Origin of the sequence: Picosynechococcus sp. PCC 73109 (assembly GCF_001521855.1) — a bacterium.
Classification (GTDB): Bacteria; Cyanobacteriota; Cyanobacteriia; order Cyanobacteriales; family MRBY01; genus MRBY01.
On record NZ_CP013998.1, the window covers coordinates 1,675,124 to 1,695,397 of the forward strand.

General features: G+C 49.2%; 25 protein-coding genes. 11 read left to right on the top strand and 14 right to left on the bottom strand.

Annotated elements, in window-relative coordinates:
* Positions 1 to 5 precede the first annotated feature (5 nt).
* The 4 genes from lgt to AWQ23_RS08035 all read right to left on the bottom strand — a co-directional run bounded on the left by lgt (position 6) and on the right by AWQ23_RS08035 (position 2,296).
* Complete coding sequence (gene lgt, locus AWQ23_RS08020; RefSeq protein ID WP_062436594.1) at positions 6 to 878, bottom strand: prolipoprotein diacylglyceryl transferase; 873 nt, start codon at positions 876 to 878, stop codon at positions 6 to 8.
* Complete coding sequence (gene queF / locus AWQ23_RS08025) at positions 878 to 1,279, bottom strand: preQ(1) synthase (protein WP_062434213.1); 402 nt, start codon at positions 1,277 to 1,279, stop codon at positions 878 to 880. The genes lgt and queF overlap by 1 nt, the downstream gene beginning before the upstream one ends.
* Before the next feature lie 149 nt (positions 1,280 to 1,428).
* Positions 1,429 to 1,722 (bottom strand): Asp-tRNA(Asn)/Glu-tRNA(Gln) amidotransferase subunit GatC, encoded by a 294-nt coding sequence (gene gatC / locus AWQ23_RS08030; RefSeq protein ID WP_062434216.1) that lies wholly within the window; start codon positions 1,720 to 1,722, stop codon positions 1,429 to 1,431.
* 52 nt (positions 1,723 to 1,774) lie between these two features.
* Entirely contained in the window at positions 1,775 to 2,296 is a 522-nt protein-coding gene (locus AWQ23_RS08035) for a photosystem I assembly protein Ycf3 (protein WP_030007033.1), read from the bottom strand.
* A 68-nt stretch (positions 2,297 to 2,364) separates the two neighbouring features.
* On the opposite strand from AWQ23_RS08035, the gene holA reads away from it, so the two are divergent.
* Both holA and AWQ23_RS08045 read left to right on the top strand, forming a co-directional pair.
* Entirely contained in the window at positions 2,365 to 3,345 is a 981-nt protein-coding gene (holA, locus tag AWQ23_RS08040) for a DNA polymerase III subunit delta (protein ID WP_062434219.1), read from the top strand.
* Between the two features lie 120 nt (positions 3,346 to 3,465).
* A complete protein-coding gene (locus tag AWQ23_RS08045) occupies positions 3,466 to 3,948 on the top strand; it encodes a DUF4168 domain-containing protein (protein WP_012307182.1) in 483 nt (160 codons plus the stop codon).
* Positions 3,949 to 4,084: 136 nt separating this feature from the next.
* Here the strand turns inward: AWQ23_RS08045 and AWQ23_RS08050 are convergent, their stop codons facing one another.
* The 4 genes from AWQ23_RS08050 to AWQ23_RS08065 form a co-directional block, all read right to left on the bottom strand.
* Entirely contained in the window at positions 4,085 to 4,954 is an 870-nt protein-coding gene (locus tag AWQ23_RS08050) for a M48 family metallopeptidase (RefSeq protein ID WP_030007031.1), read from the bottom strand.
* Between the two features lie 136 nt (positions 4,955 to 5,090).
* Entirely contained in the window at positions 5,091 to 5,324 is a 234-nt protein-coding gene (locus tag AWQ23_RS08055; protein WP_223209913.1) for a hypothetical protein, read from the bottom strand.
* A gap of 274 nt (positions 5,325 to 5,598) precedes the next feature.
* Positions 5,599 to 5,883, bottom strand: coding sequence for a DUF2470 domain-containing protein (locus AWQ23_RS08060; protein WP_012307185.1), 285 nt, complete (start codon positions 5,881 to 5,883; stop codon positions 5,599 to 5,601).
* 85 nt (positions 5,884 to 5,968) lie between these two features.
* Positions 5,969 to 6,892: a TIGR01777 family oxidoreductase gene (locus AWQ23_RS08065; protein ID WP_062434221.1), complete on the bottom strand. Its 924-nt coding sequence runs from the start codon at positions 6,890 to 6,892 to the stop codon at positions 5,969 to 5,971.
* A gap of 147 nt (positions 6,893 to 7,039) precedes the next feature.
* On the opposite strand from AWQ23_RS08065, the gene AWQ23_RS08070 reads away from it, so the two are divergent.
* On the top strand, positions 7,040 to 7,540 hold the full coding sequence (locus tag AWQ23_RS08070) for an HNH endonuclease (protein WP_062434222.1): 501 nt from the start codon (positions 7,040 to 7,042) through the stop codon (positions 7,538 to 7,540).
* Between the two features lie 12 nt (positions 7,541 to 7,552).
* Here AWQ23_RS08070 and AWQ23_RS08075 read toward each other — a convergent pair whose 3' ends face one another.
* From AWQ23_RS08075 to AWQ23_RS08090, 4 genes are all read right to left on the bottom strand, one after another.
* Positions 7,553 to 8,815, bottom strand: a complete 1,263-nt coding sequence (locus tag AWQ23_RS08075; RefSeq protein ID WP_062434225.1) for an efflux RND transporter periplasmic adaptor subunit — start codon at positions 8,813 to 8,815, stop codon at positions 7,553 to 7,555.
* 57 nt (positions 8,816 to 8,872) lie between these two features.
* Complete coding sequence (locus tag AWQ23_RS08080; protein ID WP_232308872.1) at positions 8,873 to 10,090, bottom strand: AI-2E family transporter; 1,218 nt, start codon at positions 10,088 to 10,090, stop codon at positions 8,873 to 8,875.
* A 60-nt stretch (positions 10,091 to 10,150) separates the two neighbouring features.
* Positions 10,151 to 10,351 carry a hypothetical protein gene (locus tag AWQ23_RS08085; RefSeq protein ID WP_030007026.1) on the bottom strand — a complete coding sequence of 67 codons (201 nt, stop codon included), beginning with the start codon at positions 10,349 to 10,351 and terminating at the stop codon, positions 10,151 to 10,153.
* 85 nt (positions 10,352 to 10,436) lie between these two features.
* On the bottom strand, positions 10,437 to 10,946 hold the full coding sequence (locus AWQ23_RS08090; protein WP_062436596.1) for a response regulator: 510 nt from the start codon (positions 10,944 to 10,946) through the stop codon (positions 10,437 to 10,439).
* Positions 10,947 to 11,264: 318 nt separating this feature from the next.
* Here AWQ23_RS08090 and lipA point away from each other — a divergent pair, with 318 nt between their 5' ends.
* Both lipA and AWQ23_RS08100 read left to right on the top strand, forming a co-directional pair.
* On the top strand, positions 11,265 to 12,167 hold the full coding sequence (gene lipA, locus AWQ23_RS08095; protein WP_062434231.1) for a lipoyl synthase: 903 nt from the start codon (positions 11,265 to 11,267) through the stop codon (positions 12,165 to 12,167).
* A gap of 129 nt (positions 12,168 to 12,296) precedes the next feature.
* The gene (locus AWQ23_RS08100) at positions 12,297 to 12,809 is read left to right on the top strand and encodes a hypothetical protein (RefSeq protein WP_030007023.1); all 513 of its coding nucleotides are present in this window, start codon (positions 12,297 to 12,299) and stop codon (positions 12,807 to 12,809) included.
* Positions 12,810 to 12,860: 51 nt separating this feature from the next.
* Here AWQ23_RS08100 and nfi read toward each other — a convergent pair whose 3' ends face one another.
* Positions 12,861 to 13,541 (bottom strand): deoxyribonuclease V, encoded by a 681-nt coding sequence (gene nfi / locus AWQ23_RS08105; protein ID WP_062434234.1) that lies wholly within the window; start codon positions 13,539 to 13,541, stop codon positions 12,861 to 12,863.
* A gap of 188 nt (positions 13,542 to 13,729) precedes the next feature.
* Between nfi and AWQ23_RS08110 the strand changes: the two genes are divergently transcribed.
* The 5 genes from AWQ23_RS08110 to AWQ23_RS08130 all read left to right on the top strand — a co-directional run bounded on the left by AWQ23_RS08110 (position 13,730) and on the right by AWQ23_RS08130 (position 18,032).
* Positions 13,730 to 14,470, top strand: a complete 741-nt coding sequence (locus tag AWQ23_RS08110) for a hypothetical protein (protein ID WP_062434237.1) — start codon at positions 13,730 to 13,732, stop codon at positions 14,468 to 14,470.
* Positions 14,471 to 14,574: 104 nt separating this feature from the next.
* Positions 14,575 to 14,871, top strand: coding sequence for a hypothetical protein (locus AWQ23_RS08115; protein ID WP_232308873.1), 297 nt, complete (start codon positions 14,575 to 14,577; stop codon positions 14,869 to 14,871).
* A gap of 143 nt (positions 14,872 to 15,014) precedes the next feature.
* Positions 15,015 to 15,479 (top strand): hypothetical protein, encoded by a 465-nt coding sequence (locus AWQ23_RS08120; RefSeq protein WP_157072204.1) that lies wholly within the window; start codon positions 15,015 to 15,017, stop codon positions 15,477 to 15,479.
* A 136-nt stretch (positions 15,480 to 15,615) separates the two neighbouring features.
* Positions 15,616 to 16,941 (top strand): (Fe-S)-binding protein, encoded by a 1,326-nt coding sequence (locus AWQ23_RS08125; protein ID WP_062434243.1) that lies wholly within the window; start codon positions 15,616 to 15,618, stop codon positions 16,939 to 16,941.
* A 29-nt stretch (positions 16,942 to 16,970) separates the two neighbouring features.
* Complete coding sequence (locus AWQ23_RS08130) at positions 16,971 to 18,032, top strand: D-alanine--D-alanine ligase family protein (protein WP_062434246.1); 1,062 nt, start codon at positions 16,971 to 16,973, stop codon at positions 18,030 to 18,032.
* A gap of 83 nt (positions 18,033 to 18,115) precedes the next feature.
* On the opposite strand, the gene AWQ23_RS08135 is transcribed toward AWQ23_RS08130, so the two are convergent.
* On the bottom strand, positions 18,116 to 19,312 hold the full coding sequence (locus tag AWQ23_RS08135) for a phosphoglycerate kinase (RefSeq protein ID WP_062434249.1): 1,197 nt from the start codon (positions 19,310 to 19,312) through the stop codon (positions 18,116 to 18,118).
* A gap of 157 nt (positions 19,313 to 19,469) precedes the next feature.
* On the opposite strand from AWQ23_RS08135, the gene AWQ23_RS08140 reads away from it, so the two are divergent.
* Positions 19,470 to 19,874, top strand: coding sequence for a universal stress protein (locus tag AWQ23_RS08140; protein ID WP_012307201.1), 405 nt, complete (start codon positions 19,470 to 19,472; stop codon positions 19,872 to 19,874).
* Positions 19,875 to 20,274 lie beyond the last annotated feature (400 nt).

Here is a 20,274-nt window from a genome sequence, read left to right on the forward strand (position 1 = left end):
ACGGTTTAAGTCTCGGAGTTTTCTGGAATAGCTTCTGCCTCTCGCAATTCCCTCGGCGATCGCACATCGGGTAAGCGTCGTTTCAGGACATATAACCAGACTAATCCCAAAATACCGAGGGCCATTCCTGTCAAACTGACCAATTGGGCGACGCGAATCCCACCAAGCATCAAACTGTCAGTGCGCAAGCCTTCGATCCAGACGCGACCAGCACTGTAGGCGATCCAGTAGGTCAGGAAAATTGTGCCTGTTTTGAGGCGATCGCCATGGCGCAAACCCCAGAAAAATAAATAGAGGAGTAATGCAAAAACCCCAAGATTCCAGACAGATTCATAGAGGAAAGTCGGGTGAAAATATTCATATTCCACAAGATTTAAAGGGCGATTTTGGAGGGGAATATAAAGCTTCCAAGGCAAATCGGTTGGTGCCCCAAAGGCTTCCGAATTGAAAAAATTTCCCCAGCGACCAATGGCTTGCCCCAAAATCAGAGCAGGCGCAATTAAATCCCCCAGTTGCCAAAAAGAAAGACGATTCAGGCGACAAAAAATCAACGCCGCAATTACACCACCAAGGATCGCCCCGTGGATCGCAATGCCCCCTTGCCAGATCGCAATAATATCCTGGGGACGATCGGCGTAGCTGCGCCACTGGAACAGGACATAATACAGTCGCGCACAGGGAATCGCCCCAATAATTCCCCAAATGACGTAATCGGCCAGTAACTCCGGTTTAACCCCCCGTCGTTTTGCCAAAAATTGAGAGAGATTCACCCCGATCAACACGGCGATCGCGATTAAAAGACCATACCAACGGATTGCAAAATTACCCACCTCAAACAAAATGGGGCCAGGGGATTGGAACTGCCAAGCGAAAATCATCATGCTTGTTCTTTGGTGTGGGTAACTTCAATGACAGTATGCACATTACCACGGGGCTGGTAGTCTCCTTTGATCGTCATTTCGAGGGGATCACAGGCCGCGACCAGGTCATCGAGAATTTGATTAACTGCTTCTTCGTGGGAAATATAGCGATCGCGGTAACTGTTGATGTAAAGCTTGATCGCTTTTAGCTCCACCACTTTCTGATCCGGTACATAGGTAATGTAAATCGTTGCAAAATCCGGATAGCCAGAAAAAGGACATTTACAAGTGTATTCTGGCAGGGTGATGTTAATGGTATAGCGACGTCCGGGACGGGGGTTCGGGAAAGTAATGAGTTCGCCATTTTCAATTTCCCGCTCACCGTACTTTAGGGTTTGCGCTTCTGTGGTCTGGCCCATGGATAAAACCTTAATATTTTTTAAAGAAACCGTATTGTATTGTACAAATTTTTTGGAAGTCCTCGAAAACCTTGAGATTTGTACTAGAGAGACACAAAAAAATCCCCTTACGAGGATTTATAACAGCAAATTAAACTGAATAATTTTACTTATTCACTTTCGCCAAGGATCTTGGGGACTCGGAAATAATCATCTTCGCGGTCTGGGGCATTATCGAGTAAAAGTTGGCGATCGCCAAAGGTTTTTTGCTCATCGGCGCGGGTAATATTACTCACGTCAATGGCTCTGGTGGTCGGCTCCACATTGTCCGTATCCAGTTCGCTGAGTTGTTCGACATAGTCTAAAATCGCGCTGAGTTGGGAGGGTAAGCGCTGTTCCTCTTCTGGCGTTAATTCCAAACGTGCTAAATGGGCAACCTTGCGAACCTGTTCAAGATCAATCATGTTTAAATTCTCAATGTAAATGCTTACTTTAAAGTTTCGATCACTAACTCAGTTAGAAAAAGACGTCCATTTCCGAGCGGCCGGTGGTTTTCAGCCAGTTTTGCGCTTCGATGTAGTTGTTCGGCGCGATGCGGATCGCCTGCTTCCAATATTCTGCGGCCTTATCAAAGAGCGCTTCTGATTCGTCTTCATTGCCAGATTGCTTTGCTTTTTCGCCTTGGTAGTGATAGACCACCGCAATATTATTTAGGGCCTGGGGCATCCGGGGATTGAGATCAATGGCTTCGTGGTAGAGTTCTAGGGCTTTGTTGTGATCGCCGTTGCTGGCATAGATTAGGCCCATATTGTAGAGGATATAGCTACGATCATTGGGGTCATCTTCAAGCCTCAGGGCTTCTTCGTAGTTTTCGAGGGCTTCGGAATATTCCCCATCGGCTTGGGCCGACATCCCATCGCGATAATAAGCAAAGGCTTCTTTGGAACGATTATTGGTGGGCAGAATTTTGAGGATGATATCGGCCATCACCGTAAAGCTTTTGTCGATGAAATTATCGTTGCGCTGTGTTCTGGGCATAATGGTTACGTTGCGAGGGATGCTCTATTTACTTTACCTTGATTTGTTTGTGATTTTAGCGGATTGCGATGGCGGTGTATTTTTTCTGGGGAGAGGATGATTTTGCGATCGCCCAAGCGGTGGATCAGATTAAGCAATCGGTTTTAGATCCGGCATGGCTATCGTTTAATTTTCAGACCTACGACGGCAGTAAAGAGGAAAGTATCATCGATGCGCTGAACGAGGTAATGACGCCGCCCTTTGGTATGGGAGGACGGTTAATTTGGCTGAATGAAGCGACCCTGTGCCAATCTTGCTCGGATAGTCTTTTGCAGGAATTGCACCGGACATTACCCGTGATTCCCGAAAGTTCACACCTGTTAATGACGAGCCGTAAAAAACCAGATAAGCGGCTAAAATCGACAAAATTTATCCAGGAACACGCGAAAGTACGGGAGTTTTCGCCGATTCCCCCGTGGCAGACGGAAGCCCTTGCAGATCGCGTTAAAGCAACAGCGCGGGAATTGGGGGTGAATTTAGATCGACCAGCAACGGAATTGCTCGGTGAAGCGGTGGGCAATGATACGCGACGACTCTGGAATGAGTTAGAAAAGCTCAAGATTTATCAGGGGAGCCGGACACAACCGTTAACACAAGTAGAAATTCAGCAACTGGTGGCAGCAACGAACCAAAATAGCTTGCAACTCTGTGAGGCGATCCGGGAAGGCAATGGTGGTTTAGCGATTCAATTGGTGGGGGAACTGTTGGCGCAAAATGAGCCTGCCCTGCGGATTGTGGCGACGTTGATCGGGCAATTCCGGATGTGGACAATTATTAAGGTAATGATCGAAGCTGGGGAACGGGACGATCAGGCGATCGCCAAACTAGCAGATCTCAAGAATCCCAAACGATTATATTTTCTGAAAAAGGAAATTTCCCGGTTGCGGGGTCAGCAACTCCTCAAAACTCTGCCGATTTTGCTCGAACTCGAAGCCGGACTGAAACAAGGGGCGATCGCCGAGGAAATTCTCCCGACTAAAATTCTCGAACTCTGTCAGCATTTCCGCTAAACCCTTGCAACCATGGCAGAAAAAAGTTGCCCCCTGGAACTTCCCTCCCTAAAACCTATTCTTTAATATTAAATACGTTTAAAATTTGCCATCGCTGATTTTTATTCCCCATCGGTCATTATGCTTTTACCCCGTCGCTTCCAAGATTATTTGCTGGGCAGTTGCCTTACCCTCAGCGCCCTGGGCTTGGGGCTAGCGCCCCAATTAACCCTCAAACCGGAAATTCTTGGCTGGCAAAATCAGGCGATCGCCCAACAACCGAGCACCGCAGACATTAATCGCTATGCCGAAGCCTATCTGGCGATCTACGGCAACAACAGCATGGATAATCTCTTGTTGGAAGTCGAAAATCTCATTGGCCGCAAACCGGACTGGGAAATTCGCTGCGATCAGCCCCAGAGTATTAACCGTCTCAATAACCGCGCCGCCATTGGGAAAGTGCGTAACTACTGCAACAATGTCTTGCCCAACCTCATCGACGACATTATGCCCCGCAGCACCTTTAATCGCATTAGTAATCAGCTGCCCAATAATCCGACTCTCCAGGAACAAATTCAGGATGCCATGTTCGATATCCTCAAACAAAAACAAGGCGGCCGTTAACTAACTCGCCCGCATATATCGAACAAAATTCCCTTCCCCCAGCACTATGGGGGATTTTTTTTGCTCACAGATACACCCAAAAAAGGCGATCGCCAAGGAAAGCGATCGCCTAGAAACTGAGTTAAAAACCAACTATTTAGAGCAAGGGCGACAGACGACTCCGATAACGTTGCTGATTTAACCCCTCCGCATAGAGCGAACCTTGGGGATTACCAGAATAACGGGCGGCTTTATTTTGGAGTCGCACAATTCGATCATTGGTGGCTGGGTGGGTACTCAAAAATTCAGGGGGACGACCACCACCACTGTTGGCTGCCATCAACTTTTTCATAAATGAAGCCATCGCCTCTGGGGCATAGCCGACCCGGGTCAACATATTAAACCCAAGATCATCCGCTTCCGTTTCGTCACTGCGACTGTTGGGATAATCAACGGCGATCGCCACTCCTAACTGGACAATCTGACTACTATCCAAGCCCGTCGCCGCCAAAATCCCCTGATTCCGGGCCTGCATTCTCATCTGTTCTAGGGAATGTTTCGCCGCAATGTGACCAATTTCATGGCCAATTACACTAGCAAGTTCTGCCTCATTAGCGGCGGTTTTAATTAGCCCTGTGTTGATGTAGTTGTACCCCCCCATGGTGGCAAAGGCATTCACGCTGTCATCTTCGACGACAAAGAATTTGTAATTTAAATTTGGGCGTGTGCTTTGGCGCGCTAAACGTTGACCAATTTCGTTGATGTAGCTCACAACCCGCTGGTTTTGATAGAGTTTAACCTGGCCGGAACGGGTCAGTTCATTGTGAATTTGTTGACCAAAGTCCTGTTCCTGGGCATCCGAGAGATTGGAAATTTGATAACTCTGCACCCCCCAGATTAAAACGCCCCGCAAAAGATTTTCAAAAAAACCCGCCTGGCTAACGGTGGGTGTCGCAAGGTTGACGCTGATCGCGACAATGCAGGCTAATAGGCCATACATCCAGCGGTTTTTTCGACGATGCAACATGATGCTTGTGTTCCTGTGGCTGTTTTGAATAGGGAAGGTAGATTGGCTAACAAACCGAAGGCTTGTCTTTTTCTATAGTAACCAATCGCAATTTTCCGTTATGTTCTAAGACGGTCGCCCCCAGGACTTTAGTTCCTTAATTCATGTTTTGGTAATAGTAAAAGTTAAAGGTTTCAAACATACCGCCGACAAAACCACAGGCGATCGCAATGACTAAGACCCCTTCCCAAATGCGCCCATTGCCAAAAACTTTTAGCACATTCCCAAAGGCATCCGTTAACAATTCAACAGTTACCCCAGGGAAAATCCCCACCGCCGCACAGAGGGTCAAAAGTAAACCGCAAACCACCATCGGTGCCAAAAAGCTCATCGTGACGGTGATACACAGTGAAGGAAAAAATCTAGGGGTCGCTTTCATAAGTCAGGGGATCCTTAGGCACAAGCACTCGTTTTCTTTAGGATATGGCGCGTTGAGCTGACTTTAGAGTAGCCAATTAAACGGAATGCATACTATAAAGGACATGATTCTTAAATTTTTATAAAATTTTGAGATATGCCAGACCACCAAAAAGCCGCCCATCCCCACAGAACGCCTAGGATAGACGGCTTTAGACAAATTATGGTGTAAGTTGCTGGGAGTTTGTTTAGGTGGGATTACCTTGGGCTGCTTGCATCATTTCCACTAAAACAGTGTGGGCCTCCTTAGCATTGGCTAAAGTTTTCGGAAAAGGGATGCGTACCGCTTCTGTGCCGGTGGTGTCGGTCACTTCAAGGGCCATCCCCGTTTCATCCAAGGACAACATTTTTGCGGCTTCTGCGCGATGACACTGGCCAAAATGTTTCGCGTACAGGAGAACCGCGTCGCCATGGTCTTTGTTCATGTGGTTACAAATGCGATCGCTCACGGCGGAGGTAATAATTTCAGACATGGTTTGTAAAAAAATACGATAAATCTTTATCAAAAATGATAGGGTGCCGAACCAAAAAAGTATGGATTGCCATCCTGTTGAAAGATTAATGTGCCAATAAATCAACCAGGGCAGCTTTGAGATCCGGAAATTTAAACTGAAAGCCGGTCTCCTCGGTTCGTTTGGGTAGCACTTTTTGCCCTTCTAATACGACTTTCGCACCATCGCTGAGGAGTAATTCTAAAACAAAGCCCGGTACCGGGAGCCAAGCAGGACGTTTCATTACAGAGCCTAGGGTCTGGGCGAGGGTTTCCATGGTGACTGGATTGGGGGCAGTGCCGTTGTAGGTGCCTTGCCAATCGGCTTGGGTAAGGGCCATTTCAATCAAGCTAACGAGATCATCGCGGTGAATCCAAGAAACCCATTGTTTACCTGTGCCGAGGGGGCCGCCGACAAAAGTATTGAAAGCGAGAATCATCTTGGCGAGGGCTCCTCCTTCTTTGGCGAGGACAATCCCAAACCGGAGAATGACGGTGCGAGTGCCGTGGTTTTGGGCTTCTAGGGCTGCCGTTTCCCATGTTTGACAAACGTCTGCGAGGAAGTCGTTACCGGGAGGGCTCGTTTCAGTGTAGATGGCGGTTTCACTGGTGCCGTAATAGCCGACGGCGGAGGGATTAATGAGTACCTGGGGTTTTTGATTGGCTTTGGCGATCGCCTCGACGATTTTTTCTGTCCCTCCCTGGCGACTGTGGCGAATTTCCTGCTTATAGCTTGGTGTCCACCGTTGTTCCGCAATGGGAGCCCCAGCCAGATTCACCACCGCATCACAGCCAGAGATACAGTCCTGCCAGGGGCCTGACTCCGTGGGGGTATAAGCCACAATCTTGAGCTTTGGATAGACAGAAGCCGGAAAAATGCCTTGGGCTTTGGCCTCACTGCGGGTCAAGACTAAAAGCTCATGGGCAGGGTACAAACGCTCAACCAAACGTTGCCCCACAAGACCTGTTGCACCAGTAATCGCAATTTTCATTGAAAAAAGTTTAAATCATCAAGGATATACACAAATTGTGGCGTAATGCCCCCAGTGGCGACAACGCCCCCTGTCTTTGAGAGCTGTGCTAGCATAGGCGGAAATATTGAGTCTAGCGTCTTTTTTTACAAAGATTACGGGGAGAATATGGCCAAGGTATTGGTGCTAAATGCCTCTTATGAGCCGCTCAACATTACCAGTTGGCGTCGGGCAGTGGTGCTGTTGCTCAAAGACAAGGCCGAAAGCCTAGAACACAATGGCCGCGTCATTTACCAGAATTTTCCTCTCCCCACCGTCATTCGCCTGCGCCACTACATTAAAGTGCCCTACCGCGAGATTCCCCTCACTCGCAAAAATATTCTGGAACGCGATCGCCACACCTGCCAATATTGCCGTAAGCGCGGCGATCAACTGACTCTCGACCACATTATTCCGCGATCGCGCGGTGGCATAGACAGTTGGGAAAACCTCGTTACCGCCTGCATGCGTTGTAATGTTCGTAAGGGCAATCGCACCCCCAAAGAAGCAGAAATGGAGTTACTGATCCAGCCGCGCAAACCCCACAGCAGTCTTTATTTCGAGCTTTTGAAATACACCCGGGATGATCTCAACCACGAATGGCGCAAATATGTGATCGGCATTAACTAAATCCCTAACGCTCTACTGAAAGACTTCTTCGGTTTGGGGGAAGACAGGGGTGCCGTCAGTCAAATTGAGAATGCCCGTGGTAATCACCTGTTCCCCGGTGGTTAATCCTTCTAACACTTGATAGCGATCGCCTTCAATGGCGCCTAACGTGACGGATTTTTGGACGGCAATCAGGGGGGGATCGCTTTCCCCTTGGGCGTCGGGATTGGGGGCAGTGACAAAGACAAAAGTTTCTGCACCAATGCGGGATACAGCCGTGACAGGCACCGAAACCCCGGTTTGCTGACTCAGAATCAGTTTGGCCTTGACCAGTTGCCCCGTGAAAAGGCGATTGTCAGGGTTATCGAAGCTGGCCTTCGCCAAGATGGTTTGGGAGGTAAAGTCTACTTCTGGGGAAATAAAACTTACTTGACCCCGACCCACGGTTTCGAGGGTGCGATAGTCGATCAGCTCGACGGGGAGGGAGAGACGCAGATCGGGGGCCTGCTCGATGGGCACAAAAAAGTTAAGACTCAGGCGTGTATTTTGGGCAATGGTGGCAATGGTGGCTCCCTGTTCGAGGTAGTCTCCTTGTTGCACGGTTAAGTCGCCGATGGTGCCCGCAACGGGGGCTGTCACTTGGGTTTCCCGGAGATCTTCATTGGCGATCGCCACCGTATTGCTTGATTGGCGGAGGGTGGCTTTGGCTTGATTTACACTTGCTTGGGCAGCCTTGATCCGTTGATTGATGGTATTTAGCCGCGCCTTGGCCACCTCTAGATCCCGTTGGCTCTGGTCGAGATCCCGCTGGGGTAAAGCCCCGGTATCCACTAGGCTTTTAATCCGTTGGAGATCCTGTTCCCGGAGTTTTAAGTCGGCTTGGGTCTCTAGTTTTTCTGCATTGACAGCACTGAGTTGGGCTTCGGCATTTGCTTGGGCGGCCCGGGCTGCTTCTACCCCAGCGATCGCCTGTTGCAAAGAAGCCTGACTGCGTTCTGATTTGAGGGTCAAAATGGGCGTTCCTGCCGCAATCGTATCCCCCTCTTGGATTTGAATGGCTTGAATAATGCCGTCTACTTCTGGTTTGAGGGTCACGAGATTATCCGCTTCTAAAACCCCCACGTATTCAGTGGTAGTGGCGAGCAGATCTGAATCTAAGGTTTCAAATTTTACTGGTACTCCCTGGGGAGTTTGGGCTTGGGGCGGTGGCCCACCACAACCACTAAGACTCACGGCACAGCTGACAACTAGACCTAAGACCACTGGCGATCGCCAATCACTCCGGGACGCACCCATACATCAATTCCTCAACCAGAATAAAATCACTCCTAACAAGGGTACACAAAGTTTCCCTTAACTGGGGGACTCCGGCGGATGATCCGTCGGCAATTCAGGCGTTTTTGCTTCCGGTTCTGGCGCTACGGATTGGCTGGTTTCAATACCCACAATTCCGGAGACCATCGCCAGCACTTGGCCTTCTTCCCTCGCCTGCCAAGGGTCTAAAATATCTTTGATCAATACCTCTCGAACGATCACTTGACCGATAACCGCTAGGGGTAACGCCAAGAACAGCCCCAAAAACCCCAACTGCAATGTCACCGCAAACAAAACCTGGGCCAAAAGCGTTACGGCAGGGAGTAGGGAGACTTGCCGGGCCATTACCCAAGGGGTTAAAACATTTCCCTCTACCTGCTGAATTACAAAGTATAAGATTAAAACTGCCCAGATTTTCCACGGGGCTTCTAACAGAGCAATGAGGATGGGAGGAATCACGCTCAAAGCCGGGCCAATATTGGGAATAAAGGTCAGTAAACCAGCCAAAATCGCCTGGGGTAGAGCCAATGACAGCCCCAAAATCGAAAGACCCACATAGCTCAGGATGCCAATACAAAACATATTGAACATAATGCCTGCGACCCAGCCTTTGAGATCGGCGTCGCAGAGGGTGAGGATTTCGTCTGCCCGACGGCGATAAAAAGAAGGAAACAAACGGATAAATCCCTGGCGATAGGGTTGGGGATCTGCCAGAAACATCAAGGTTAAAACCGTCAGCAGCAAGACATTTAAAAGTACCTTGAGGGAGTCGGAAAATAAACTCCAGCCGCGATTAAGGAGCTCATTGAGCAGGGTCGGGATTTGGGGGATCACCTCATCGAGATTCGGCAGTTGTTCACTGATCGGCAGACCAAAGTTTTCTTCAATTTTGAAAATTTGGGAATCTAACCATTCATCGATTTCATAAAAGCCTGTATTGAGCTTGCTAAACAAAATTTGGAACTGGCCAATAAAAGGTGGAATGACGATGGTGAAGGCGAGCCAGAGGATCAATACCACCATAAACAGGGCGGTAAATACGGCGAAGGAACGCCCCATTCGCAGTAACGGTTGGTTGAAACGGGCCGCGAGGCGATCGCCCCAGGTTTGCAGCTTAATCACCAGCACATTGAGGGCATTAGCCAGGATCACCGCCGTGAGCAACAACAGTAAAAACGCTTTAATTTGCCAGAGAATATACAGGGAACTCAGAAGAACAATGAAGCCACTCCATTTCCGAAAATCCACGTTACTCACACGCCTCAAGTTAGTGCTGTTGTTTTGATTATGTCTTAGTTTTGACTAACCCTTACCCTTTTAGGAAGTCTGGGACGTACTCCGCCACCACAATAACCCGGCCATCACCATCGCCGGGAGTAAAATTGCCGCCAAAGCACCGCCATTAGATGGGGCGATCGCCGCTAGGTTGAAACCATAGGGCAGACCATACTTGATTAACGCTGCCCCCACCGCCGAAATCACCAACACCTTAACTAAAGAAGAAAGCTGTGCACCCATCGAAATTATTGTCCCTTGATGTTTTCGCCAATGATTATCTAGTCGGCAGTTCAACAAATACAAATATTGGTCGAGTTTAGCGATTCTACTTCAACTTCTGTTTCACGAAATTGACCAACTGTCCCATTTGTTTTCTGAGCAGATCGATTTCCCCCTGGAGAGCATTTACCTTCGCCTGTAACGCCACGATTTCTGCTGCCATTGGATTTCCCGTTGTGCTCGCGCTGAGGGAAGAAGGAGAAACTTCTGGGATTGTTTGGGCCTGTTTTTTCGCCTTCGCCATCGCATCTTTGATCGCGTTGATTAGTTGCTTTTGGTCAAAGGGCTTTTCGATGAATGAAAACAGTTCAAAGGGTTCCGGGAGCTTTTCGGTGACTTCTTCCTTGCGGCCAGACATCAGCACGAGGGGGATTGCCTTTAGTTCCGGGCGTTTTTGAATTTCTTGGTATACTTCCCAGCCGCTCATCTTCGGCAGCAGAAAATCCAACATGATCAGATTGGGATGTTCCGTATTGATGAGATTGAAGCCCTCAAGTCCATTCTTGGCCTCAATGACTTCAAAATTCCCCTCTGGCAGCATATCCTTGACCCGCATACGGATCACCTTGCTGTCGTCAATCACTAGGATTTTGTGGGTCACAACATACTCCTTCACAACATAAAATAGCTGGCTGGGTCGTCTCTATGATGGCGTGAGCTTGGTGAAAATTTTAAAAGCTTCAACCAAGATTTACGATCATCTAGAAGTTAAGCGATTGAGTTTTCCTCAGTTTGACATACTCATCGACCTGAAGCCACCGTGACTTTGATCACTGGGCTAGCCCCGTACCTGGGGATGTTGGGTTAACTAGATTTTCAGTAAACTAATTCTAAAAATCCCAGAACTTTCCTCAACAGCGTTTTTATAAAAATTATGGCTTCTTCTGCGTCTCACTCCTCCAGCGCCCCGATTTTGCCCATGCCCAGTTGGGTCAAAGCTCCCCTCGGTAAAGCCAGTGAGATCTCGACAGTCCAGCGAATCGTTAAGCAACGGGGCATTCACACCATCTGTGAGGAAGGAAAGTGCCCAAATCGGGGTGAGTGTTACGCCAATAAAACCGCAACATTTTTATTGATGGGGCAAGTGTGCACCAGGGCCTGTGCATTCTGTCAGGTAGATAAAGGCCAAATCCCCCTCCCCCTTGACCCGCAGGAACCCCAAAAAGTGGCGGAGTCGGTGCGGCTGTTGGGACTGAGTTATGTGGTGTTGACTTCGGTGGCGCGGGATGACCTTGCCGATGGGGGAGCTGGCTGGTTTGTGGCGGTAATGGCCGCGATCCGGGCTGAAAATCCAGGGACACAGATCGAAGTGCTGACCCCAGATTTTTGGAGTGGGAAAGGGGCAGAAACAGCCCAGACAGAACGGGTAAAAACGGTGGTGGCAGCGCAACCGGCTTGTTACAACCACAACATTGAAACAGTAGAAAGGCTCCAAGGCCCTGTGCGGCGGGGGGCAAAGTATGGGCGATCGCTCCGGGTTTTGGAATTGGTGAAAGCGTACAACCCTGAGATCCCAACGAAATCGGGCTTAATGCTCGGTCACGGAGAAACGGCGGCAGAAATTATCCAAGCGTTGCGGGATTTGCGGACTGTGGGCTGCGATCGCCTCACCCTAGGCCAATATATGCGCCCATCCCTAGCCCATTTACCCGTACAAAAATATTGGACACCGGCAGAATTTGAACACCTAGGGGCGATCGCCAAGGAAATGGGCTTTTCCCATGTGCGTTCAGGGCCTCTGGTGCGTAGTTCTTACCATGCTGGTGAATCGCTCTAAAAGCAGCTGAGAGTATTGCGATTTATGAAAGAGTATTACTAGATTATGTCGTTTTGGGACAATGCTACCGATGGGGTTCCCTAAGCTTTTAAGCTAAAAAAGTAAGGCCCAGTTTCGGGAGAAGAAACTATGTTCAACTATGCCCTCAAAAAGCAACCGTTTTCCCTCAACTTATCGGCTATTGTCATGACCATCTTGGGGTTTTGGTTGAGTGCCTCTTTCCTCCTCGATTTTGTGATCATTCCTGTATTGTCCATGACCGGGATGATGGCCGACAGCGGTTTTATTAGCACTGGCTATGTTTTGTTTGAGGTGTTTAATCGTTTAGAGGTGGTCTGTGCCGCCGGAATTCTAACGATCTTTTTTGGGTTTAAATTTGAACATCTCTTTGGCGATCGCCAAGCCTTAAATGCCCTCGTCATTGCCAGTATTTTGTTAAATATTGCTTTGCTTTATACCTATTTGATTACGCCTCAATTAGCTGGCTTTGGCTTAGAAATGTCCGGCTTCAATGGCACGGCAACGATGCCTTTGCAAATGTCCGTGTGGCACAGTTTGTATTGGGTCTTAGAAGCCGCGAAATTTGTTTTGGGGATCACTTTGCTGCGGTGGTGCTACCGTCGGGCCTGTGCGATCGCCTAAATCGTCCATTCAGTTTTTTAAACAAATCGATGCCGCCCCAAGGCGGTTTTTTTATGGGAAATTAGGTTTTCGAGAAGCCAATTTATCCGCCAAGCGCGTTGGTTCTGGCAGACGGTATTTCGGCGTACAGGCGAGGACGAAATCAAGGGCTGTGGCTAAACTGATCCGATGACCCACAGAAATATAGAGGGGACGCACCTTCGTCCGACTCCGGAGCACTGCACCAATGGTTTCACCGTGATCCTGTAAAGGCACCCACTGCCCTTTTTCGAGGGGCACCTCTTGGTGGGTACCGATGTAGCGGGATTTTGCCACCCCAATCGTCGGTAAATCTAACAAGACCCCCAAGTGAGAGGCTAGCCCTAAACGGCGTGGATGGGCGTAACCTTGGCCGTCACAGAACAATAAATCTGGTAGATGCGTAATTTTTTCTAATGCCTCCAAAATGGCGGGCACTTCCCGAAAAGATAACAATCCCGGTACATAGGGAAAAGAAGTGGGACAGCGGGCGATCGCCGTTTCGAGGATCTCTAGATCGGGAAAGGACAAAACCACCACCGCCGCCCGTGTGATTGAGAAGCGCGCCTCAAAGCCCACATCCACCCCCGCAATGGTTTTGACGTTCGTTGGTAAGTCATCTTGAAGCACGATCCATTGCCTTAAAGACGTTTGAATCTCCCGGGCCACCCCAGGGGAAACATCCCAAGGATGACTGTGGTGTAAAACAAGCATTTATATAATTCCTCATCTGCATTTCGAGGGGTTTACGGGAAAAGTTTTGGCACAATTAACAAGTAACCGTTAAATTTCACCAATTAATTGAGAATCAATCTGGCACTTTCCTCTACACTGGAAGCAACTTTTTAAAACTTCATTTTCATCCACCCCCTACCCCAGCATTTTGTGTCGAGGTTTCCGCCATGCGTCAAGTATTTCTGTTGTTGCCCCTTGTTGCCGTGGGTTTAACGCTCGGGAGTTGCTCTCTATTGCCCGGTGGTGGCGGTGACGAACCGACCCCGGAAACCCCCCAAACCACAGCACCGACTCCCGCTCCGGAGCCAGACGCTGAATTGTTTGCCCCCCCGACAACAGAAACATTGTCTTCTGTGCTGATCCCATCCACTGACCCTGATGCCCGTCGTCGGGCTACCACAGAAGGCCGCCCCGATCCCTTTGCGGATCTTTCCCTTGCGCCCCAGGTGACTTTAGCACCTCCCCCAGCTCCGACACCAACTACTTCTGGTGCACAACCGGGTGCCCCTGGCACGGCCAATGGCGCTGGCACTCCTGGACAAACCACCCCTGGTACAGCTCCTGGGAGCGTGGCGATCGCCCCACCACCACCTCTGGACTTTAGCCCCATTCTCCCATCCCTACCAGAACCCACTGCGGCGAATAACACTAAAGTGACAGGGGTCGTACAGATCAATGGCACTGATTATGTGATGGTGGAATCTCCCGATGAGCGTTTTAGCCGCTATGTGAAGGTAGGAGACTACGTCGCTAATGGTCAGGTGCTCGTAAAAGCGATCGCCTTTAATCGGGGCGTTCCCGTTGTCACTCTGGAGCAGTACGGCATGACGATTCAGAAAAAGCTCAATGAGACTTCGGTGGCGAGTAATCCTGGAGAACGCACTGTTCCAACCCTAGAAGAAAGTTAAGTTTATTCAAAAAACAAGCCAACCACCCTTGAAATATTGCCCCAGGGGGAACAGACAAAACGGTACAATGCTCCTAAAGATTGACGCAGAAAAGGATAGCGATTGTGACAACTCCGAGCACTGTAACAGAACTGATCACAGAACGTTTACGGCGGGAGGATCTGCCCCTGGCTATTTATCGGGAGGTGGCAGCCCATCTGCAACAGGTGCCCCAAGTACAGGTGGAATTAGAGTTGCGGCGATCGCCAAAATTTAATTATTTCCACAGTCAAATTGGGGAAATGCATCTACGTTATCCGGCGGATCTTCCCCAAGGCGATCGCCAACAAATTGAAGCGATTCTTTCCTTCTACGCCGGACGCTATGGTGCCTGGCAACGGGACAGCGTTACCCCCGAATAGAGCAGTCCTTCTCCACTAGAAACCCAATTCCTGAATGGAAATCCTACAATGGAGATGTAAAGAAACTTGGTAAACCCTTGATTTCTGTCTCCTAAGCGAGATTTTTTCAAGTAAGTTTCAAGCGTTTTGAGGAGTGCTCAACCATGAAAAAAATAATTGCTTTACTTAGCCTCGGTAGCGTTATGCTCACTGCCGGTGCAGCTCAGGCCCAAATCACTCCCACGAATCAATACAGTTACATTGGCGTTGCTGGCAATGTCGGTTTAACAGATCCCGATCGTAGTGTTGCCGATGATGGGGTCACGGTCATTAGTAAAATCGCGATTCTGAACAATTTATCCTTCCGCCCTGGCGTCAATTTCGGGGATGATACTTCTGTGACGCTACCAATCACCTATGACTTTGCTGGTCGGGGACGCGTCAATCCCTATGTTGGCGGCGGCATCGTCACAGATTCTGGCGATACAGATTTCTTGGCCACTGGCGGCTTTGACTACCGTTTCTCACGGGATTTTGTCGGAAATGTGGGGCTTAATGTCGGTTTTTCCGATGATACAGATGTGGGCCTTACCCTAGGAGTTGGCTACGTTTTCCCCCGAAACCGTTAAGTTTTCATCTTAAAGGATTACCCATTAAGCCTTTAGACGTTACGAATTATGTTGATTTTCCGCCTCCCTATCCTGGGAGGTTTTTTCTCGGAGCCGCAAACTTTTATAGTGATCTGAGGCAGTTTTTGGACGAGCAATGACCCTTTCTGACACAAAATTAGGTGGTTTTGACCCGCAGCTTCCCCCAGAACAGGGAGTGATCGATAGTTGCGTGCATTGTGGCTTTTGTTTGGATACCTGTCCGAGCTATCGGGTGCTCGGCTCGGAGATGGATTCTCCCCGGGGCCGCATTTATCTAATGGATGCGATCGCCAAAGGGGAGGCAGAAATTAACAGCGCGACGGTACAACATTTCGACAGTTGTCTGGGGTGTTTGGCCTGTACTTCGGCTTGTCCGTCGGGAGTCCGTTATGACGAACTGCTGGCCTCGATGCGGGCGCAAATTGAGCGCAACTACACCAGAAGCCTCGGCGATCGCCTATTTCGGTGGCTGATTTTTAATCTGTTTCCCTATCCTTTGCGCCTAAAACTGCTGCTGCCATTGTTGTGGGTTTATCAAAATTCGGGTCTGCAATGGCTCGTTCGTAAACTGGGGATTCTCAAACTCATACCTCGACTGGCGGCGATGGAGTTGATTCTGCCTAAAGTTAATCTCCAGGCTAGCAAAAAAGTATTACCCACCCTAATTCCAGCCCAGGGGGAAAAACGGTATCGCGTTGGCATGGTGCTGGGCTGTGTCCAACGGTTGTTCTTTTCTCCGGTGAATGAAGCAACGGCGCGGGTCTTAACGGCCAATGGCTGTGAAGTGGTGATTCCCCATGGTCAGGGATGTTGTGCGGCGCTTCCGGCCCACCAGGGACAAACGGCACAAGCCCAAGAACTCGCGCGGCAGATGATCGATAGTTTTGCCGATCAAGACCTCGATTACATCATTATCAATGCTGCCGGTTGTGGCCACACCCTTAAGGAATATGGGCGAATTTTGCAAGATGACCCAGACTACGCCCAAAAGGCCCAGGATTTTGCCGCTAAAGTGCGCGATGCTCAGGAATTTCTCGCGACGGTGGGACTAACAACTCCTTTAAATCCTTTAACATCCGAAGCTTTTCCCCTGGTCTATCAGGACGCTTGCCACCTGCTCCATGGCCAAAAAATTTCTGTCCAACCGCGCGATCTACTCCGACAAATTCCCCATGTGCAGCTCCGGGAACCCGCTGAACATAATCTTTGCTGCGGCAGTGCCGGGGTATTTAACCTCCTTCAACCGAAAATTGCTGCCGAACTGGGAGAACGCAAAGCCAGAAATTTACTAAATACTGGGGCGAAGGCGATCGCCTCGGCGAATCCAGGCTGTAGTCTGCAAATCCAAAACCATCTCCAGCAGCAAGGACAAACGATTCCCCTGTGGCATCCGATGGAACTGCTCGATTTTGCCATTCGCGGCGTCCTCTTGCCCCTATAATGATCCCGATATCTATGGTGGAGAACGTGATGGCACGGCAACGGGTTGGTTTATTGTTTGGCGGAAAATCTGGGGAGCATGATGTTTCCATCGTTTCAGCGGCGGCGATCGCCAAAGCCTTTACCCAGGAAGATAACCCCGACAAATACGAACTCCTCCCGTTTTACATCGACCGTAATGGTATTTGGCACGACCCAGAGATTTCCCAACAGGTACTCACTGCCGGAAAAGCCCTCCCCGTAGAAACCGTTGATCCGGCCAGTCGCTGGCAATTTCCCCCAGCGGCCCCCAGCATTGATGTGTGGTTTCCCATTGTCCACGGGCCCAATGGGGAAGATGGCACCCTCCAAGGCCTGCTGACCCTCGTGGAAAAGCCCTTTGTGGGGAGTAAAGTGCTCGGTTCGGCGGCAGGTATGGATAAGCTGGCGATGAAAATGGTCTTTGCCCAAGCAGGTTTAGCCCAGGTGGATTATGTGGGCGTGTTGCGTTCTGAAGTCTGGTCTGGCCCCTGTGTTTTCCCAAAGGTCTGCGACAAAATTGAAGCTCAGTTGAGTTACCCGATGTTTGTCAAACCCGCAAATCTGGGATCTTCCGTGGGAATTAGTAAAGTGCGCACCCGTGACGAACTGGAAAAAGCGCTGGATCTCGCGGCGGAATATGACCGTCGGCTTATTGTTGAAGCTGGGGTAACGGCCCGCGAGGTAGAATGTGCCGTCCTAGGAAATGATCAGCCCAAAGCTTCGGTGGTGGGGGAAATTCGCTTTGACAGTGATTTCTACGACTACGAAACGAAGTACACTGACGGGCAATCTAGTATGCACATTCCTGCTGAGATCCCAGGGGCGATCGCCCAACAAATTCAAGAACTCGCCATTAAAGCCTTCCAAGCTCTTGATTGCCGTGGCATTGCCCGGGTGGATTTTTTCTATGTAGAAGCGACCCAGACGGTGTTAATTAACGAAATTAATACCCTGCCTGGGTTTACAGCCCTGAGTATGTACCCGCAATTGTGGCAACAGAGCGGTGTTCCCTTCCCTCAATTGGTGGATCGCCTGGTGCAATTTGCCCTGGAGGATGTCCCACAGGCTTAACATTCTCGGAAAATTCTCTGTAAAAAAGCCCCCCTAAATTGAGCTAGAGGGGTATTTGTTAGAGCAAAAGAACGGTTAAAAGTTTAGGCATCATCGAGGGCAACAATACCGGGAAGCTCTTTTCCTTCGAGCAGTTCGAGGCTGGCACCACCACCTGTGGAAATGTGACTCATTTTGTCTGCAACACCAACTTTTTCGACGGCCGCAACGGAGTCTCCACCCCCAATAATCGTGACCGTACCAGTTTCAGTCGCACCAGCAAGAGTCTTGGCGATCGCCTCGGTACCCACGGCAAATTTATCGAACTCGAATACCCCCATTGGGCCATTCCAGATCGCTGTACCACAGCCATCAAGAGCTTCTTGGAAGACCTTCACAGAATCGGCACCAATGTCGAGACCCATCCAGCCATCGGGAATTGCGTCAACGCTGACAGTTTTAGCTTCAGCATCGGGGGCAAACTTGTCTGCGACAACCACGTCAGTGGGCAACAAAATTTTCCCTTGGGCCTTTTCCATTAAGCTCTTTGCCAAATCGATCTTGTCATCTTCGACGAGGGAACCACCGACGGATTTCCCTTGAGCTTTATAGAACGTAAAGATCATCCCGCCGCCGATCAAAAGCTTGTCGCACTTTTCGAGGAGGGTTTCAATGACGCCAATTTTGCTGGATACCTTAGAACCGCCAACAATCGCCACGAGGGGACGTTTGGGGGCTTCGATGGCGCCCTTGAGGAACTGGAGTTCTTTTTCGATCAAAAGACCCGCAACGGAAGTTTCAACATGGTGGGTGACGCCTTCGGTGGAACCATGGGCACGGTGAGCCGTCCCGAACGCATCGTTGACATAGATGTCTGCATTGGCCGCGAGTTGCTTGGCAAATTCGGGATCATTCTTTTCTTCGCCGGGGTTAAAGCGGAGGTTTTCTAGTAACGCCACTTGACCATTGCCGAGGTTGGCGATCGCCTGGTTCACGGCATCTCCAACGCAATCATCACACTTGGTGACAGATTGGCCCAACAATTCAGACAAACGAGCGGCCACAGGCGTTAAGCGCATCGAATCAACCACCTGACCCTTCGGACGACCCATGTGGCTCCCAAGAATTACCTTGGCACCTTTCTCAGTCAAATATTTGATGGTGGGGAGTGCTGCCCGAATCCGGGTATCGTCAGTGATTACACCACTCTCATTGAGGGGTACATTAAAATCAACCCGGACAAACACGCGCTTTCCGTTTAAATCTGCCTCTGTTAAATTTGCAACTGATTTCTTAGCCACAATTAAGATCCTCCAAATGCTTGCTTTTTATAAAGTTCTGTCATCTTGTCATCAGAAGAAGACCATTTTTCCGAGAAAATTGAACTAGAGTTCCAAATCCAGAAAAATATCTCCATGCAGATTTTACCGGAGCCTGTGTCTAGGAGGTAGAGCTACCATGTTTAAAACCATTCTTTTTCCCGTTGATAAAAGTCGTGAAGCCCGTGAAGCAGCGGAGACAGTGATTCAGCTTGTGAAATCTTTCCAAAGTCGTTTAGTCCTGCTCTCCGTGGTCGAACCGACAGAGCCAGAGGAACGCCAGGGGGTGATGAATTCCGAAGAAGCGGTGGCGAAGCTCCTCCAGGGAGCCCATGATCTCTTTGCCCAAGCGGGGATCGAAGCGGAGATCATTGAACGGGAAGGGATGCCATCTTTCACCATTTGTGATGTGGCCGATGAAATTGAGGCTGATTTAATCGTGATGGGCTGTCGGGGTATGGGCTTAACCCAAGAAGGAGTCGCCGAAAGTGTCACGAGCAAAGTTACAAATCTTTCTCCTTGTCCGGTCTTGATTATCCCCTAGAGATTTGCTCTGCCAGTTAAATATCCAGCTTGAGATCACTGCTCTTTTTTTCTACAGGGCGGAGGCGATCGCCTTTTGCTGTTCAGCCTTTTCGCCCATGGCAATGTCAGAATTTTGATTTTTAATGAAGCAAGACTCAAAAAATCATTAAGTATTTATATTTATTCCAGTGCTTCTGTCTCTGAGCAGAGAATGATTAAATACAGATCAAAATTGCGACAATTTTCGCAGATAAAAAATTGATCATCTTGTCTATGGCGAAAGTAGGAGTCGAAATTAACATTCATCACTTATGATTGCATTAAGATTGAACAAAATAGGTACTGTAGCGTCCCAATTAAAACAATAGATGTCTAGTTATATTTCTATGGGGAAAATAAAAAATAAAAGAGCAATCCTT

Coding starts and splice junctions, on each gene's coding strand:
- AWQ23_RS08075 (WP_062434225.1), bottom strand. CDS start 8,815: ATGGGTGCGTCCCGGAGTGATTGGCGATCGCCAGTGGTCTTAGGTCTA.
- AWQ23_RS08060 (WP_012307185.1), bottom strand. CDS start 5,883: ATGTCTGAAATTATTACCTCCGCCGTGAGCGATCGCATTTGTAACCAC.
- AWQ23_RS08125 (WP_062434243.1), top strand. CDS start 15,616: ATGACCCTTTCTGACACAAAATTAGGTGGTTTTGACCCGCAGCTTCCC.
- holA (WP_062434219.1), top strand. CDS start 2,365: ATGGCGGTGTATTTTTTCTGGGGAGAGGATGATTTTGCGATCGCCCAA.
- AWQ23_RS08130 (WP_062434246.1), top strand. CDS start 16,971: ATGGCACGGCAACGGGTTGGTTTATTGTTTGGCGGAAAATCTGGGGAG.
- AWQ23_RS08085 (WP_030007026.1), bottom strand. CDS start 10,351: ATGGGTGCACAGCTTTCTTCTTTAGTTAAGGTGTTGGTGATTTCGGCG.
- AWQ23_RS08050 (WP_030007031.1), bottom strand. CDS start 4,954: ATGTTGCATCGTCGAAAAAACCGCTGGATGTATGGCCTATTAGCCTGC.
- AWQ23_RS08090 (WP_062436596.1), bottom strand. CDS start 10,946: ATGCGGGTCAAGGATATGCTGCCAGAGGGGAATTTTGAAGTCATTGAG.
- lipA (WP_062434231.1), top strand. CDS start 11,265: ATGGCTTCTTCTGCGTCTCACTCCTCCAGCGCCCCGATTTTGCCCATG.
- AWQ23_RS08140 (WP_012307201.1), top strand. CDS start 19,470: ATGTTTAAAACCATTCTTTTTCCCGTTGATAAAAGTCGTGAAGCCCGT.
- nfi (WP_062434234.1), bottom strand. CDS start 13,541: ATGCTTGTTTTACACCACAGTCATCCTTGGGATGTTTCCCCTGGGGTG.
- AWQ23_RS08110 (WP_062434237.1), top strand. CDS start 13,730: ATGCGTCAAGTATTTCTGTTGTTGCCCCTTGTTGCCGTGGGTTTAACG.
- queF (WP_062434213.1), bottom strand. CDS start 1,279: ATGGGCCAGACCACAGAAGCGCAAACCCTAAAGTACGGTGAGCGGGAA.
- AWQ23_RS08070 (WP_062434222.1), top strand. CDS start 7,040: ATGGCCAAGGTATTGGTGCTAAATGCCTCTTATGAGCCGCTCAACATT.
- lgt (WP_062436594.1), bottom strand. CDS start 878: ATGATTTTCGCTTGGCAGTTCCAATCCCCTGGCCCCATTTTGTTTGAG.
- AWQ23_RS08065 (WP_062434221.1), bottom strand. CDS start 6,892: ATGAAAATTGCGATTACTGGTGCAACAGGTCTTGTGGGGCAACGTTTG.
- AWQ23_RS08035 (WP_030007033.1), bottom strand. CDS start 2,296: ATGCCCAGAACACAGCGCAACGATAATTTCATCGACAAAAGCTTTACG.
- AWQ23_RS08055 (WP_223209913.1), bottom strand. CDS start 5,324: ATGAGCTTTTTGGCACCGATGGTGGTTTGCGGTTTACTTTTGACCCTC.
- AWQ23_RS08100 (WP_030007023.1), top strand. CDS start 12,297: ATGTTCAACTATGCCCTCAAAAAGCAACCGTTTTCCCTCAACTTATCG.
- gatC (WP_062434216.1), bottom strand. CDS start 1,722: ATGATTGATCTTGAACAGGTTCGCAAGGTTGCCCATTTAGCACGTTTG.
- AWQ23_RS08045 (WP_012307182.1), top strand. CDS start 3,466: ATGCTTTTACCCCGTCGCTTCCAAGATTATTTGCTGGGCAGTTGCCTT.
- AWQ23_RS08120 (WP_157072204.1), top strand. CDS start 15,015: ATGAAAAAAATAATTGCTTTACTTAGCCTCGGTAGCGTTATGCTCACT.